Raw genomic sequence first — 13853 nt, forward strand, 5'->3', positions numbered from 1 at the left:
TTACTTCTCTAAACCCTTAAATTTCAAATCAAAAAGCAACAAAACTCGAACCTCAATAACCATTGATCAAAGCACTCACTAGCTCCCTACAACAGAATAAAGAGGAAAAAGAAAAGTACCGTTGGGCAACTGCGGCTACACTTATAGTACTGTTCATCATCGGTTCAGTAATGAATGTTCCCTTTAGCCGTGAAGTAACCAGACTCAACATTGAAGCAGGTAAAGCTGACTCCACTATGAGTCTAGACCTTCTTTCACACCTTACTCAAGTAGGCATAAGCAGTCTGATATTGGGAGCTATTCTGGTTTTCATAGGCATTTCAATTTCGTCAAATACTAATCTAGGTGCACCAGTCTTAGCAAGGCTTTTCTCCGGAAAACCGATGAGTGAACTCGTTAAGGTTAAAGATGTGCTCTCAAGTATAGCTTTAGCTTCTCTGGTTTCAGTGATTCTATTAGGGCTTTTCGAGCTACAAAAGAGCTTCTACCCAGTAGACCACCTGATGGATAGACCTGACAAACCATTTTATGTACTAGTCTCATTTTCTGCTGGCATCACGGAAGAGATTATGTTCAGACTAGGGTTGATGTCGCTGTTGGTTGCTGTTTTTCAGTTCTTCAAAAAAAACACCTCCCCTTCCCCCAAAAGCATCTGGATAGCCATCATAATTTCTTCTATCTTCTTTGGGCTAATCCATCTTCCATTGTCTAAAAACTTTGTAGAACTAAAAGCCTTTAGCATAGCTGTTACAATGATTGGTAACCTGATAACCGGCATCACCTTTGGCTATATTTTCTGGCGAAAGGGACTACTTATTGCTATTCTTTCGCACATAGTTTTCGATTTGATTTTCCACGTTGTAGGCTCTCCTTACGCATAGTATCCGAGAGAATCACCCAGCACAACCAGCATAACATTACACTCCTTGTATTTGCAACGATTTAGATTTTAAAGCATTCAAAGAACAACAGCATGGCACTCTAATAACTTACTCAGAAGGGTTAGAAAAGCTGAAGAAAGTACTCAAATTCTTATAGAAAGAAAGAACAGCCAGAGGTTACTCGAAAGATGTCTAGGGCTGGTAGTTTGGGAGGCCTCGAAGTAACTAAAATCATTAACTAGAAACCTATCTGGCAATAAAAACAACCAGCCCTTTTAAGCAAGGAGAAAGTCATTTATACAAAAGGTCCAGTGATAATTACTTCTCTTAAATTTAGAACAAGGGAAAAGCTTCTTTAAACTTGATTTATCTTTCTTAAACAGATAAAAGAATGTGTATATTTTGATCAGACACTAATATCGTATAGACTGGAAATTATCTACTTTATTAGTATTACTAAAAAAACTGCCTCTTACTAATTAAAGCACACACTTTGCCATGAAATTTACTTTGACCCTCACATTATTTTTTTTAATAGTAACAAGCGTAAATGGTCAAGAGTCTAAAAAGTACATGAAGCTGAAAAGAAAGCTCCAATACCAAGAAGGGTATATTGTCTCAAAAGATTCGATAAAGGTTGAAGGTCTTATCAAAGACCAAATCATGAATGAAAATAAGAAGTTTTCTAAAGTAACATTCGTGCAGAAAGATGGTACAAAGGCAAGCTACTTTCCTAACGAGGTAAGAGGTTTTGGGTATTCCATGTATAGATATGTTTCTGACAGCTCATCCTTTTATGAAATATTAAGCAAAACAAAAAAGATTGGTATTTATAGAAAGTTAACGAGCACTTTTTGGACGACTCCTTCTCCTTTCGGTACGCCTGACGCCATTCACACATCCACCCTAGAAAATCTGTATGTAAAGAGAGATAGTGAATCAACTTTTAAACTCGTTAGGAGGAGAAACTTCATAGAGGACTTCTCGGAATACTTCAAGGACTGTCCTGAAATAGTAGAAAAGATTACCACAAAAGAATATACGCACAAGGACATTAAAAAAATAGTTAGTCTTTATAATAGGTGTAAATAGAGCTAATAGTGAACTCCCTAATCTGTGAAGTTTTAAACAAAGAATATCTAATAATCATGTTGTAATTTTTAATGTAATGAGTAACACCAAGCCTAGATTCAGGAATATTTTTCTAGCCATATTTAGTGCCATAGCGCTAGTACTCATCTTGGATTTTGCCTTGTCAGGCAAGGTGATAAACGCTCAGGTAGCAGGAGTTCAGAGTGAATATCAGCAGTATTACAATGCCGCTCAGAATTATCACTACTCCTATATGGTATTTACTGAAGAACATGCCTTCCCCGTTTCGGAAAGCTTTGCCGAAACAGTCGAAAAAGGAGATTCTGTAGAGTTTTCGGTCTCCATTCTGTTCAATCAAGTAAACTGGTATCGTATGAGTGGTGATAACAATCGATCGGTCTACTCCCTCAGGTTGATGGCTGGATTGGTAGCTCCATTGCTAGCTTTAATAGTCTTCTTTATAGCCTATCGCTTCAAGCGAAATCTGAGCACATTAATATTTGTACTACAGGCCATACTACTAGCAGATTTGATTTTGACTATAATTTATTAAGCCATTACTTTTGAATTGGTCTGTGAACAACATTTTGCTTATCAGGTATTAATTGCTCACTTACCTCATTCAAAAAAGCTGTAGCCAAGTATTACTTTCCTTACTATGAAAAGTATACCTGACACTTCAATAGTTTTCACATCAATCACTATTCTTTTTTGTAGAAAATTCAGATTTTGATAACTGAATCAGAAGTTTTATTCCACCTTCATTTAGACTAAAAAGATGCTTAAAAAGCCTTTTCTATTTATTTTCGCGCTTACGCTCTTAACCCTTAGTTCTTGTCATTTCGGAAGAATGATTCGCTATGGAACTGAAGATATAACCGACCACAAGATCTTTCCTAAAACGGAGATTCAGTCACCTCCAGAAAAGCATCCGTACAAAATTAAAGACGAAAAAGCCCTTTTCGATGATTATACAGTTCCTCAAACGGATCAAACATTGGAAGATTTTCTATTGGAAACCAAGACTACGGCCTTCCTAATAATAAGAAACGACTCGATTCTATATGAACAATATTTTAGAGACTACGAACCTAGTGACGTTTCTAACATATTCTCTGTAAGCAAGTCTGTTACTTCACTACTCATAGGTATTGCAATAGATCAGGGCTACATAAATAGTGTAAACGATAAAGTAACCAAATACCTGCCGGAACTAGCCGAAAAGAATTCTGATTTCAACCAATTAACCATACTCGATTTATTAAACATGAGGTCTGGCTTAGATTTTAGTGAATCTTACAAAAGCCCATTTTCAGAGGTAGCTAGACTGTATTACGGTAAAAACCAATTAAAGCAAATTCAAAAGCTTGAGTTTTCTAGCTCTCCAGGAGAAGTTCATGAATACCAGAGTGTTTCTACTTCCATTTTAGGTATGGTGATTGAAAAGGCTACAGGAAAGGCTTTGGGTAAATATCTCGAAACAACAGTTTGGCAACCTATGGGTATGGAATTCGATGCCAGTTGGAGTGTTGACGATAAAAAAAACCAAAGTACTAAAGCCTTTTGCTGTTTGAATACAACCGCTCGTGACTTAGCAAAAATAGGCAGTCTGTACCTTAAGCACGGAAATTGGAACGGAAAACAGATTGTCTCTGAAAAGTGGGTATCTAGCACAGTTACACCTAATCTAGACAACGATTGTTACCAATATCAATGGTATAATACCGAACGAAAAGGCTACAAATATCAAGGAGAGTACTTGAAAGACTCTTTGGCCGTAGTAGCCTTAGCGGAAAATTTGGGCCTTAAAACATACGAACCAGTTTATGAGTATGTTCCTTCAGAAGAAAAAGACCTCTGGGGCTTGCACTATTGTTCTAACTATTATTACGGTTTGGGTGTTAATGGGCAGTACCTATTAGTAGATCCAAGCAAAGATTTGGTGTTTGTTAGGTTGGGTGAAAAGTTTGACGCCAACTATCTCATGCTTATCAATAGTCTGAGAAGTTATTTATAAGAAAAGAGATCTCCCCAAAGGTAAAATTCAAGCAAGAAATCGAGTAATAGGCAAACCTTAGTCTCTATCTTGTCATTGTTTAGACTAAAAAAGGCTGTCATTTCTGACAGCCTCAATTCATTACTCAGCCAACCACTTCAAAGCCGTTTCATCGTCTATAAACAGGCGTATTTCTCTATAACCTGCGTTCAGACAATAATTCTCCCACTGCTTGTATCCGTTTACATCATCTCTCACTATCAACGCACGTTTGTAAACAGAAGACAATCCAAGCTGAGTTAGCTCTTGAGAAAGGTTACTCATATCTCGTTCATCGGCCTTTAGGTATGCTCCACGCAAGTCAGTTAACACTCTCTTCAACCCATGCTGACTTGCCTTCTTCCCTACTTCCTCAAAATACCTTTGGGCGATTTCTTTAGTAAGATCTCCTTCAATTCTTCCAGAAATCATATTTAGTTCCTCAACCACTTCAACCTCAAACATCCAGCCCCTCCTTTCAAAAGCGGATGCAAAGGTAATGACTAAACTTATAGAAACAAATCTTACCTACAGAATACCAGATAGTTACACTTAATTCTGCACGCAGCGTTTGCATAAAAAATTAAACAGAACTAAGTATAACTGATATAAGTAGAATAAACCGCTATTCTACCCATCTATAAAATAAATCCAAAGTTCATGATACGCGACACATCATGCAACGCACACTACCCCCTCCAAATTTCTCGATGGTAGGGATTGAGACCGTTTGAATTTTTGAATGAGCAGAGATGGTATTTAACTGATTTTCAGTGAGACTATCATAAGCCGCTTGCGACATTACTATTACTGATTCACCCTGGTGGTTAAACACTTCTAGCATATTTCCTGCAAAAGAATACATTTGATCCATGGTGATTTCTACCACTTCATGACCTGTTTCTTCCAAGGTTCTGATTACATCAAACCGTTGATCGGCCTGAATAGATTCAGTACAAATAACAGCATATTTACTCGCGATACACATAACCACATTGGTGTGATATACTGCTACGCCTTCCTTATTGAACGACTCAAACAACACTGGTTCGTAGCCATTTATTTCGCAGAGCTTATTGAGCACATCTCTATCGGTACGAGAAGACAAGCAGGCATAAGCCAAGTCATGCTCATAATCTATCACCACACTTCCGGTACTTTCCAAAAACATATTGTTTTCTTCGTACTTCGAAATGTCAATGATTTCATCAACAGCTACTCCTTCATCTACCAACTGATCTAGTAAATCCAGCCTTCTCTCCCACCTTCGGTTTTCGGCCAACATAGGATACAGGATAACTCTGCCATCGTGAAAGGAAACCCAGTTATTAGGGAACACCGCATTTGGCTTTTTAGGCTCATCAGTATCGTCAATTACAACTACATCAACGCCACTAGCTCTCAATGTATCTACTGCTCCATTGAATTCCTCTATGGCCTTGTGCTGAATGTCCAGAATCTGATCTGAACCCTCAGTATCTTGAAAAGAATTAGTTTTTGCTGTCGATGGGTCGTAACCAAAATGTGCAGGTCGCACCATCATAATTTTTGCGGCAGCTTGCCTCATATATTTCTATTTTAAAAACCGTTTACTCAAACCAAAGCCGAAGAGAAGATCGGCAGCATTGCTAGAAAAACCAGTACCTCCGTAAATATCTAATTGCAGACTCGAATTTACCAAGTAAGTAAAACCTGCATCCATTGAGTGACTGCTATCTCCGATTTCAGGAAAAGCGCCATAAACTTCTAGAAACACCCCCAGTTTACTAGTGGCGCTGTAACCAAAGTTGAGTGTGTAAAGGCCTGTACTAGTTTTCAGGTCTTGAGATAAACCCAAGCCCAAGTTAGATGAAATTGAAAATTGATCCGAAATAGACTTATCGAAAGCCAATCTCACATCGGCTACTGTACCATTAAAAGTTTCTTCAAAAACATCTCCACCAATACTTGCTACTAAACTGATATCTGGCAACTGGCTTTGACCTCTTAAAAGATTAAATTTTGCACCAAAGAGGGTTGGTACAAAGGCAACCTCTTCAGACTGAAACTGATTACCTGGCCTTATCCTCATTTTTGAAACTTCTTGCGAAAGCCTTAATTCAATTCTATCTGTGAGTCCATATCTCAATAATGTATTGTTAATTGAGATGTACTGAAAGTTGGTGTTTACAATACCTCCTGAGCCATTTGGTATAAACATTTTTTCTTCCACAAGAAAAAAACCTGTTTCAATTTGAAACGCACCAACTGGTACAATCGCTGCAGCAGAAGTTTGTGTAGGCCTATCTGTGTATATGTTTTGGGCATTTACTGATAGAGCAGAGAATAGCAGCCCAGCTACCATTACGCATAAAACTCTAAGTTGCTTCATAATGCCAAATGTAATTAATAGTGCTTACTTAGAAATGCCTTGATATCTTTTCTGGAAAGATATTTCTGTACGAATACCTGCAGATTAAAATGCTTATTGAAAATGGCAAAAGTAGGTGTAATTGGCTCCTCATTTTGCTGAGTAAGGAGATAGGCCAATTGATGGTATTTTAGTTCTGAAGTATTGCTATAAAGCTTGCCGTTGAATTGGTACGACTGTGGATCTTCAATATCTAATAATACAGGCCAAAAGCGTGCTGCAATTTCTTCCTGAATATCTGCCTTACTAAAAGCTTCTCGCTTCATCTTCTTGCAGTAGACACACCATTCTGCTTCAAGAAAAACCAACACAGGCCTTTCTTCGACCTTTCTTAGACTATCGAGTTCCCCAAAATTGAACCACCTGCCTTGGGCCTGAGTATTCAGACACAAGAGCAGGAGCCCAAACATCAGAGAAGTCTTAATCATTATTGCTAATCTTTATGCTGAAGAAGTAAGTTCTAGGCCTACCCGGTCCGTATATGTAATCGGAGTCTCGCGTTGGCCCTCTTTGAAAGTCGTCTTGATAGCTATTGAGAAAGTTCTGAATGCCAGCACTCGCTTCTATATGCAAATATCGACCTATATGAAAATGATGAGATGCTTTAATTGTGGCATCCCAAAACACATCAGAATTCCGTAGAACCAAATTTCCACTTTCTTGTAAAATCTCGGGAACAATCATGCCACCGGTAACCACATTAGAGAGGCTGAATTGCCAGCCATCAGAGTATTCGTAGGTTAAGTTTCCAAAACCATAAGCATTTGGCATGCGCATAAATCTTTGACTACTCACCAACTGCCCTTCTCCGCCATTTTCTGGCTCAAACAACACCTGTTCTTCATCAAATCTGGTACTTTGAAAAGTAGCACCAGTTTGAACAACCCATTGGGCTCCTAGCGCATAGTTGATCTCGGTATTTACTCCTGCCACCACTGCACCTTTGCCATTCCTCACTTCTTCAATGATGGAACCGTTAGGTAACTGACTTCCAGTATTCACTAAAACAAACGGATTATTCAGCTCAGTGTAGAAACCTTGAACATTCACCTCTAGCTGCTGCTTACCTACAACTTTGGTGTAGGTCCAAGAAGCAGTGAGCGCATCGGAGGTCTCCTTCTCCAAATTTTCAGAAAGCAACACAAATACAGGCTCTCCTCCTGCGGAAGCTATATGCAAATCTTCATTAAAAGCCTGTGGAGCCCTGAACCCTCTGGCATACCCTCCTCTAAATTGGAGATTACTGTTGATATCATACAAGAAAGTGAACCTCGGACTGAATACACCAAAATCATTATCAATAGACCTCTGAAAACTCCCTACACGATACTGCCCCTCTACCATCGACCTATCATAACGAGCTCCTGTGAGGAATTTAATTCGGTCAGAAGCCGTCCATTCCCATTGGGCATAATAACCAACCGACTTCACTGACTGATCTACTAGCCGCAAATAACCCGGTATTCGATCGTCCGTCTCGTTCGCCTGATACTCTACTCCTGTAGTCCATGAGTGAGGTGTATTAGACGATCGTACCCATTGCAAGCCAGTCACCAAAGACTGATCGTCAGTTATTCCATATGCATTTGCTGCCAATAGACTATCTTCTGCAGTGTAAGAACCACCCAAACCACCATAGTAACTATCTCTGTCAGTATTCTGCAATGAAATGTAGGCAGATAGCTTATTGTTGTCACCAACAAACTGCTCAATCTCTGCAGAAGTCATTAGAATCTCATGCTCCAACTGTTCTGTAATGTCAGTAAACTCAGGTCGTAGACTCAACTTATTTCCACCTCTTCTAAACTCATCGATATAATTGAGTCCAACATTTAGCTTTGTGTTCTTACTGAATTTATAAAAACTCTTTAGACCGATGGTCGAAGCATCCAACTCAACCAATTCAGTAAAACCATCATCATTAGCATCATAAGCATCGCGATTTCTTTGGGTTGCAAAAGCTGAAATTCCGAAGTCCAAATTGTTAGAAACATAGGCACCATTTACCGAGTGATTCCAGTCTAATGCTTCGCCTCCAATGACCGAAAAATTACTCCTTGCCTCCCATGTATTGAGCACTGGTTCTTTGGTTATAATGTTGATAGTTCCGGCAATTGCATTGGATCCATATAGGGCTGAACCACCACTCTTAACCACCTCGACTCGATCGATCATATATGACGGAATCATCTCCAATCCATACACTCCAATGAGCGAACTAAACACTGGTCTGCTGTTCACTAAAATCTGCGTATAAGGACCTTCCAATCCATTCAAGCGAACTTGGGTAAATCCACAATTCTGACAGTTCGTTTCCACCCTTACACCAGACTGAAAATTTAACCCTTCGGCCAGTGATTGAGACTGTGTTCTGTTAAAGGTTTTTGAACCAATTACATTTACTACTACAGGTGATTCTTTCTTGTCAGTTTCATAGCGATTAGCACTCACAACCACCTCATCTAAACCAAGTACATCAGGCTCTAAAGTAATGTTGAATTCAAGGCTATTTTCTCCTCCAAAGCTCAAAGATTTCACCACCTTTTTATAGCCAACCAAACGTATTTCTAGGGCGAGATTTTCAGCAGCTTTTACCTCTAAAGAGAAGACACCAGTTCTATCTGTTACGCTGGCAATATTTGTTCCTTGTATAAAAACAATGGCGCCTTCAAGGGCGCCATCAGCATCGTTAACCGTACCATTAATTTTCACCTGTGCCTGAATAGACAATGAGAGAAATGTAAAAAGAGCAAGTAATACTGACCTCATAACCTTTAAATCTTTCGTCAAATTTAAAGATTATCACCTACTCACAGAAATATTAATTTCTGTTTTTCTCATTTTATTTTTAGACAAGACTAAATTTAATCTGTTAAATTATTTTAAATCAATATATTACATACCTTTTATTTATGTCTTTCTTTCAATACTGAAATGACATCATTTAAGGTGAAACCCTTAGCTTCCAAGAGCATCATATAGTGAAAAAGCAGATCGGCAGATTCATTTAGGAAGAGGTTATCATCACTATCTTTCGCTTCTATCACCACTTCTACAGCTTCCTCACCTACCTTCTGAGCAACCTTATTAATACCTTTAGAAAACAGTCTTGCAACGTAAGATTCTTCTGGAGACTTCTGTCTTCTCTCCTTAATTACTTCTGTTAAATGACCTAAAAACTGCAGGTTATTTTCATTACTTTCTTCCCAACAAGTATCGTCTCCAAGGTGGCAAGTTGGGCCTTCCGGATTAACCTTTACTAGCAATGCATCTTGATCACAATCGGGCGAAATAGACACAAGGTTTAAGAAGTTTTCTGAGGTCTCTCCTTTGGTCCAAAGTCGCTGTTTTGATCTACTGAAAAAAGTAACCTTTCCAGAGTCTAAAGTTTGCTCTAAAGCAGCTTCATTCATGTAGCCCAACATTAACACTTTGCCCGTATTATTGTCTTGAATTATGGCTGGTACAAGACCATCTTCCTTGCTAAAATCTATGGCTTTGATATCTTGGATTTGTCTCATTTTTCTACCCTCACCGGGATGTTATTTTCTTTTAAAAAACTCTTTAAATCTGGCACTGAAATTTCCTTAAAATGGAAGATGCTTGCAGCCAAAGCAGCGTCTGCATTTCCATCAGTAAAGGTATCCACAAAGTGGTTCATTTGCCCCGCCCCACCCGATGCTATTACTGGTATAGATAAGGCCTTCGAAATCTCTGAAGTGAGCTCATTTGCGAAGCCCGCTTTGGTTCCATCATGGTCCATTGAGGTGAGCAAAATCTCTCCTGCCCCACGCTGCTCAACCTCCTTAACCCATGGTATAGTTCTAAGCTCTGTAGGAGTTCTTCCGCCTCTCACATGGACAATATGTTCTCCCTCTACAAAGCGTGTGTCGATAGCCACTACCACACACTGACTCCCAAACTCCAAGGCCAGTTCATTAATTAAATCTGGTCGCTTTACAGCTGATGAATTGATGGAAATTTTATCGGCTCCAGCATTCAATAAAGCCGACACATCTTCTATGGAGCTTATACCTCCACCCACTGTAAAAGGAATATTGATTTCTGCGGCTACTCTCCTTACTAGCTCCACTAGTGTTTTTCTCTTTTCAACTGTGGCAGTAATATCAAGAAACACCAACTCATCTGCCCCTTCAGCGGCATAGGTAGCAGCCAACTCCACTGGGTCACCAGCATCGCGCAAGCCCACAAAGTTGACTCCCTTCACTGTTCTGCCGTCTTTAATATCTAGGCAGGGAATAATTCGTTTAGTTAACATGGATTTGATTTACGATGTACGTCTTTTAATTTTCGATATGAGGTAATCATTGAAAACTCGCTAGCTCTTCAAGCGTGATTCTTCCCTCATAATACGCCTTACCTACAATTGTAGCGTAGACTCCAATGTCTTTGAGTTCTTTCAAATCGGCTAGTTCTGCAACTCCTCCGCTCGCTATCAGCTTTAAACCTGAAAACTCCTTCAAAATCTTCTGATATAAATCTACTGAAGGCCCTTGTAGCATGCCGTCTTTGCTAACATCGGTGCAAATGCAATAAGTTACTCCTTGAGCCATATAGCGCTCCAGAAAAGGAAATAAATCTAGTCCAGAGTCTTCTTGCCAGCCGCTTATGGCAATCTTCTCGTTGATTACATCGGCTCCAAGAATCACTTTTTCTGCACCGAACTCCTTCAGCCATGAGTAGACCAACTCAGGATTTTTAGCCGCAATGCTACCAGCCGTAATTTGCTGAGCACCAGCATTAAGCACTGCCTGAAGCGACTCGCTTGACTTTACTCCTCCACCAAAATCTACTTTCAGATTGGTATTCGAGGTGATAGATTGTAAAACGTCTAAATTTTGTGGTTTTTGAGCCTTAGCTCCATCTAGGTCTACTAGGTGTAAATTGGTAATACCTGCCTCTTCAAAGGTCTTAGCCACTTCAACTGGGCTATCAGAATATTCTTTTTTCTGATTGTAATCTCCTTTAGTCAGGCGAACCGCCTTTCCGGAAATCAGGTCTATTGCTGGAATTATCTTCATTTTATCGTGTTTCGTCATTGCGAGGGAGTCCCGAATCATCGGGACAACCGCGGCAATCTCCTTATCGAGGAGATGGGACTGCTTCGTTCCTCGCAGTGACGTTCTATTTACAGTTTCAAAAAATTCGAAAGAATCTGCTCCCCTACCTTTCCACTCTTTTCAGGGTGTGCCTGTAAAGCGTAGAAATTATCTTTCTGTAAAGCGGCAGAGAATCGGTTGACATACTCGGTTTCGGCTACTGTGTATTCGCTCAATTCCGCGTAATAACTATGCACATAATACACATAAGGCTCTTCTGGCAAGTCAGCGAACAAAGGAGAATTCATATTCTCTAAGTTGTTCCAGCCCATTTGAGGAACTTTCAACTTAGGTTCGAATTTTCTTACCTGAACATCGAATATACCAAGGCAATCGGCATCATTCTCTTCAGAATGCTTACACATTAACTGAAGGCCAAGACAAACACCGAAAACAGGCTGTTTTAGCGATTCTATTACCTGATCTAAACCTTGTTTTCGCAAGAAATTCATTGCAGTACTGGCTTCCCCAACTCCAGGGAAAATTACTTTATCTGCCGATCTAATAATATCAGGATCGGCAGATAGTATTGGCTCTACTCCAAGTCTTTGCAAGGCATAGGTTACCGACTGAACATTGCCGGCATTATAGTTTACAATAACTACACTCATATTTTGACGAACTCGGTTCTAATTAAACAGTTATGCCAAAGATGCCTTTTCTTTTAACCTCTTTTCAATCTTCTCTTTAATTTCAGGAATAGACTCGTAAAGCTGCTCGTAAGAGTCGATGATGAAGTAGTTCTCTTGCATTTTATCCTTTCTGTAAGGTGTATCTAAAATGTGGTCTACATCGTACTCGAAATGATTCGGCTCATTTGAAAGCGAGAATTTGGTTTCTCCTGAAGAAGATAGAATACCTGCACCATAAATTCTGAGTCCCGACTCTTCTCTTATTAGGCCGAATTCAATGGTGTACCAGTAAATTCTTGAAAGCAAATGAATAGCCCATTCATCTTCGATCCACTCATGGCCAAATTGGCTTATGGCCTGAAGAAAATCGACAAACGCCTGGTTGGTTAACAATGGAATGTGAGCAAACACATCATGGAACATATCTGGTTCTTCCAGGTAGTCCAGTTGACTCATTTTACGAACCCATGTAGTTGCTGGAAACTTCTTATTGGCCATTAGTTCGAAGAATAATCCATCTTCAACAATTCCAGGCACAGCGTAAATTTCCCATCCGGTAAGCTTCTTCAAAATCTTGTTAGTGTCTTCAAAATTAGGAATAGCCTCACCAGTGAAGTTAATCTTCTCTAAACCAGTTAAAAACTCTTTTGTGGCCGCTTGTGGCAGTTGGGGAAATTGCCTGTCGAAAAGGATTTTCCAAACCTGCTGATCCTCTGCTGTGTAATTCTCGTAAATCTGTTTCATATCGGTTTTTTTAGTTTTTGGCAATAAAAAAACCCGGCTCTTGCGGAACCGGGTTTGTATATCTTCAATTAGTTAAATCAATTAAAACATATGCCTACCGTTCCGCACTTGCGTAGCATGGTAATAGTGGTAGTAATATGCGTTGTTCATCAACATGGCTACAAAGGTAAGACCTCTATTTTCAGGCGCAAGTAAAAAATGTTTTTTTGCTCACCGCTAGCCTTGAACCTGACCAAGCACTCAAAAAGACTGACTTTCAAACATTTATTCGTTATTTGCAGTAATCTCCGACTCAACCATGAAAAGACTATCTGCCGTTTTCGCAGCGATATTATTCGTAGGCTGCAACCAAACCATAGATATTGATCCTGACACTGGATTCGAAATTTTCACCATCAGCCAAGGAAATCATAGCTCCATTCTTCGGAACGAACCATTTACTGGCACTGGAATTAGAGTAACTGCTATTTTCGATGAAAGTGCTGAGTACACATTAGACGTAGCGTCAGATCAGGCAGACATCAACAAGCTTGTAGGTTTCTCTGATTGCCATCAAGACCACCAAAGTGAAAGTGCCAGAATCGGGTGGCGCTGGTATCAGGACCAACTGCAGCTTTTGGCTTACACTTATCGCGAAGGACAACTTAGTTTTGAACTCATGGGCACGGTTGACTTCAATAAAGAAATAGACCTTGAAATATTGATTGATGGCGACACTTATCAATATTCTGGCACTGGATTGAGCTCAGTTACCATGAAGAGAACTCAGAATTGTGAAACAGGTGACAATTACTGGCTATGGCCATACTTTGGTGGCGACCAGCCTGCCCCTCATGAAGTAACCATTAAGTTGAAGAGAGAAGTGATTGAATAAATAATAACCGTCATCCCCGAGTAGGCGGGGATCTCCAAAATGATTGGGAGATTCCCGTCTTCACG

General features: G+C 39.7%; 15 protein-coding genes. 5 read left to right on the plus strand and 10 right to left on the minus strand.

Annotated elements, in window-relative coordinates; translation table 11 throughout:
* The first annotated feature begins 62 nt into the window (after positions 1 to 62).
* The 4 genes from AWW68_RS16325 to AWW68_RS16340 all read left to right on the plus strand — a co-directional run bounded on the left by AWW68_RS16325 (position 63) and on the right by AWW68_RS16340 (position 3990).
* Positions 63 to 881: a CPBP family intramembrane glutamic endopeptidase gene (locus tag AWW68_RS16325; protein WP_068223360.1), complete on the plus strand. Its 819-nt coding sequence runs from the start codon at positions 63 to 65 to the stop codon at positions 879 to 881.
* A 573-nt stretch (positions 882 to 1454) separates the two neighbouring features.
* On the plus strand, positions 1455 to 1973 hold the full coding sequence (locus AWW68_RS16330) for a hypothetical protein (RefSeq protein WP_157717687.1): 519 nt from the start codon (positions 1455 to 1457) through the stop codon (positions 1971 to 1973).
* Between the two features lie 76 nt (positions 1974 to 2049).
* Positions 2050 to 2526 (plus strand): hypothetical protein, encoded by a 477-nt coding sequence (locus AWW68_RS16335; RefSeq protein WP_068223366.1) that lies wholly within the window; start codon positions 2050 to 2052, stop codon positions 2524 to 2526.
* A gap of 225 nt (positions 2527 to 2751) precedes the next feature.
* Positions 2752 to 3990, plus strand: a complete 1239-nt coding sequence (locus AWW68_RS16340) for a serine hydrolase domain-containing protein (protein WP_068223369.1) — start codon at positions 2752 to 2754, stop codon at positions 3988 to 3990.
* Positions 3991 to 4110: 120 nt separating this feature from the next.
* Here the strand turns inward: AWW68_RS16340 and AWW68_RS16345 are convergent, their stop codons facing one another.
* From AWW68_RS16345 to AWW68_RS16390, 10 genes are all read right to left on the minus strand, one after another.
* Positions 4111 to 4473 (minus strand): hypothetical protein, encoded by a 363-nt coding sequence (locus AWW68_RS16345; protein WP_068223373.1) that lies wholly within the window; start codon positions 4471 to 4473, stop codon positions 4111 to 4113.
* A gap of 193 nt (positions 4474 to 4666) precedes the next feature.
* Positions 4667 to 5575 carry a citrulline utilization hydrolase CtlX gene (gene ctlX / locus AWW68_RS16350; RefSeq protein WP_221406008.1) on the minus strand — a complete coding sequence of 303 codons (909 nt, stop codon included), beginning with the start codon at positions 5573 to 5575 and terminating at the stop codon, positions 4667 to 4669.
* A 6-nt stretch (positions 5576 to 5581) separates the two neighbouring features.
* Positions 5582 to 6379, minus strand: a complete 798-nt coding sequence (locus tag AWW68_RS16355) for a transporter (protein WP_084375721.1) — start codon at positions 6377 to 6379, stop codon at positions 5582 to 5584.
* A 14-nt stretch (positions 6380 to 6393) separates the two neighbouring features.
* Complete coding sequence (locus tag AWW68_RS16360; protein ID WP_068223378.1) at positions 6394 to 6846, minus strand: thioredoxin family protein; 453 nt, start codon at positions 6844 to 6846, stop codon at positions 6394 to 6396.
* Positions 6839 to 9187: a TonB-dependent receptor gene (locus AWW68_RS16365; protein WP_068223381.1), complete on the minus strand. Its 2349-nt coding sequence runs from the start codon at positions 9185 to 9187 to the stop codon at positions 6839 to 6841. The genes AWW68_RS16360 and AWW68_RS16365 overlap by 8 nt, the downstream gene beginning before the upstream one ends.
* 137 nt (positions 9188 to 9324) lie before the next feature.
* Positions 9325 to 9939 (minus strand): bifunctional phosphoribosyl-AMP cyclohydrolase/phosphoribosyl-ATP diphosphatase HisIE, encoded by a 615-nt coding sequence (gene hisIE, locus AWW68_RS16370; RefSeq protein WP_068223385.1) that lies wholly within the window; start codon positions 9937 to 9939, stop codon positions 9325 to 9327.
* On the minus strand, positions 9936 to 10697 hold the full coding sequence (hisF, locus tag AWW68_RS16375; RefSeq protein ID WP_068223388.1) for an imidazole glycerol phosphate synthase subunit HisF: 762 nt from the start codon (positions 10695 to 10697) through the stop codon (positions 9936 to 9938). Before hisF ends, hisIE begins: the two co-directional genes overlap by 4 nt.
* A gap of 46 nt (positions 10698 to 10743) precedes the next feature.
* Complete coding sequence (gene hisA / locus AWW68_RS16380) at positions 10744 to 11460, minus strand: 1-(5-phosphoribosyl)-5-[(5-phosphoribosylamino)methylideneamino]imidazole-4-carboxamide isomerase (RefSeq protein ID WP_068223391.1); 717 nt, start codon at positions 11458 to 11460, stop codon at positions 10744 to 10746.
* Between the two features lie 107 nt (positions 11461 to 11567).
* Positions 11568 to 12149, minus strand: coding sequence for an imidazole glycerol phosphate synthase subunit HisH (hisH, locus tag AWW68_RS16385; RefSeq protein ID WP_068223394.1), 582 nt, complete (start codon positions 12147 to 12149; stop codon positions 11568 to 11570).
* Between the two features lie 30 nt (positions 12150 to 12179).
* Positions 12180 to 12914, minus strand: coding sequence for a phenylalanine 4-monooxygenase (locus tag AWW68_RS16390; RefSeq protein WP_068223397.1), 735 nt, complete (start codon positions 12912 to 12914; stop codon positions 12180 to 12182).
* Between the two features lie 298 nt (positions 12915 to 13212).
* Here AWW68_RS16390 and AWW68_RS16395 point away from each other — a divergent pair, with 298 nt between their 5' ends.
* A complete protein-coding gene (locus AWW68_RS16395) occupies positions 13213 to 13788 on the plus strand; it encodes a hypothetical protein (RefSeq protein WP_068223400.1) in 576 nt (191 codons plus the stop codon).
* Positions 13789 to 13853 lie beyond the last annotated feature (65 nt).

It is taken from the genome of Roseivirga spongicola, from assembly GCF_001592965.1.
Classification (GTDB): domain Bacteria; phylum Bacteroidota; class Bacteroidia; order Cytophagales; family Cyclobacteriaceae; genus Roseivirga; species Roseivirga spongicola.

What these genes read in the sequence shown, in the direction of transcription:
- AWW68_RS16360 (WP_068223378.1), bottom strand. Translation starts at nt 6,846, where the DNA reads ATGATTAAGACTTCTCTGATGTTTGGGCTCCTGCTCTTGTGTCTGAAT.
- AWW68_RS16345 (WP_068223373.1), bottom strand. Translation starts at nt 4,473, where the DNA reads ATGTTTGAGGTTGAAGTGGTTGAGGAACTAAATATGATTTCTGGAAGA.
- AWW68_RS16340 (WP_068223369.1), top strand. Translation starts at nt 2,752, where the DNA reads ATGCTTAAAAAGCCTTTTCTATTTATTTTCGCGCTTACGCTCTTAACC.
- hisH (WP_068223394.1), bottom strand. Translation starts at nt 12,149, where the DNA reads ATGAGTGTAGTTATTGTAAACTATAATGCCGGCAATGTTCAGTCGGTA.
- AWW68_RS16390 (WP_068223397.1), bottom strand. Translation starts at nt 12,914, where the DNA reads ATGAAACAGATTTACGAGAATTACACAGCAGAGGATCAGCAGGTTTGG.
- AWW68_RS16330 (WP_157717687.1), top strand. Translation starts at nt 1,455, where the DNA reads ATGAAGCTGAAAAGAAAGCTCCAATACCAAGAAGGGTATATTGTCTCA.
- hisA (WP_068223391.1), bottom strand. Translation starts at nt 11,460, where the DNA reads ATGAAGATAATTCCAGCAATAGACCTGATTTCCGGAAAGGCGGTTCGC.
- AWW68_RS16395 (WP_068223400.1), top strand. Translation starts at nt 13,213, where the DNA reads ATGAAAAGACTATCTGCCGTTTTCGCAGCGATATTATTCGTAGGCTGC.
- AWW68_RS16355 (WP_084375721.1), bottom strand. Translation starts at nt 6,379, where the DNA reads ATGAAGCAACTTAGAGTTTTATGCGTAATGGTAGCTGGGCTGCTATTC.
- AWW68_RS16365 (WP_068223381.1), bottom strand. Translation starts at nt 9,187, where the DNA reads ATGAGGTCAGTATTACTTGCTCTTTTTACATTTCTCTCATTGTCTATT.
- hisIE (WP_068223385.1), bottom strand. Translation starts at nt 9,939, where the DNA reads ATGAGACAAATCCAAGATATCAAAGCCATAGATTTTAGCAAGGAAGAT.
- hisF (WP_068223388.1), bottom strand. Translation starts at nt 10,697, where the DNA reads ATGTTAACTAAACGAATTATTCCCTGCCTAGATATTAAAGACGGCAGA.
- AWW68_RS16335 (WP_068223366.1), top strand. Translation starts at nt 2,050, where the DNA reads ATGAGTAACACCAAGCCTAGATTCAGGAATATTTTTCTAGCCATATTT.
- ctlX (WP_221406008.1), bottom strand. Translation starts at nt 5,575, where the DNA reads ATGAGGCAAGCTGCCGCAAAAATTATGATGGTGCGACCTGCACATTTT.